The sequence below is a fragment of the Bartonella sp. CL63NXGY genome (genome assembly GCF_042194905.1).
In the GTDB taxonomy this organism is placed as follows: Bacteria; Pseudomonadota; Alphaproteobacteria; order Rhizobiales; family Rhizobiaceae; genus Bartonella.
Genome location: NZ_JBHINK010000074.1, coordinates 1 through 851 on the forward strand (window position 1 = coordinate 1; position 851 = coordinate 851).

The 851-nt window shown below is 39.8% G+C and carries 1 pseudogene; it reads left to right on the forward strand.

Going from position 1 to position 851, the window contains the following annotated elements:
- Window positions 1-851, forward strand: a pseudogene (locus ACFIK0_RS09295) (hypothetical protein); the annotation flags it as partial.

Here is an 851-nt window from a genome sequence, read left to right on the forward strand (position 1 = left end):
GAAGGAACTTTCTAGCAGCCTTCAGTCTGATGATTCAGCTGTTGTTCATTACGATAAAAAAGATGGTGATAATGGCGACATTGATTACACGAGTGTGACTTTAGGTAAAGGTAAGGATGAAGGACCAGTTGCACTTCATAATGTAAAAGATGGTGTAATTTCTGAAAAGTCGCATGATGTTATCAATGGTGGTCAGCTTAATAAGATCTCACAAGATGTAGCCAAGTTTCTTGGCGGTGATGCAGCGTTTAATAATGGTGCGTTTACAGGACCGACTTATAAATTATCTAAAGTTTCTACAGAAGGTGAGGTAACAGAAGCTTCCTTTAGTGGTGTAGATACAGCGTTTACAGGGCTTGATGAGAATATTCAGAATGTTAATGCACGGATTAAAGAGGTTTCTGAAGGAGTAGCGCAGGATTCTTTATCTTGGAGTGATAAGGAAAAAGCCTTTGTAGCAAAGCATGGAGATGGATCGGAAAGAAAAAATAGCAAAATTAAGTTTCTTGAAGATGGTGCAATCTCTGCGGATTCAAGTGATGCAGTGAATGGTTCACAGCTTTTTGAGACGAATAAGACTGTTGCAACTTATTTAGGTGGTGGCGCTGAATATAAGGAAGGTCAATGGAGTGCTCCAAGCTTCAAAGTTAAGATCGTCAAAGAAGATGGCAGTGCCGTTGAAGAGCAGAGCTATGATGATGTTGCGTCTGCCTTTGCTGGTGTTGGTGATTCATTCACGAATATTCATAAAGAGCTTCAGAATGAGATTAATAAAGTTGTAGGAGATAGTCTTGTTAAGCAGGATGATGCTACGAAGGTAATCAAGATAGGTGGTGAAAAAGAGGGTAGTG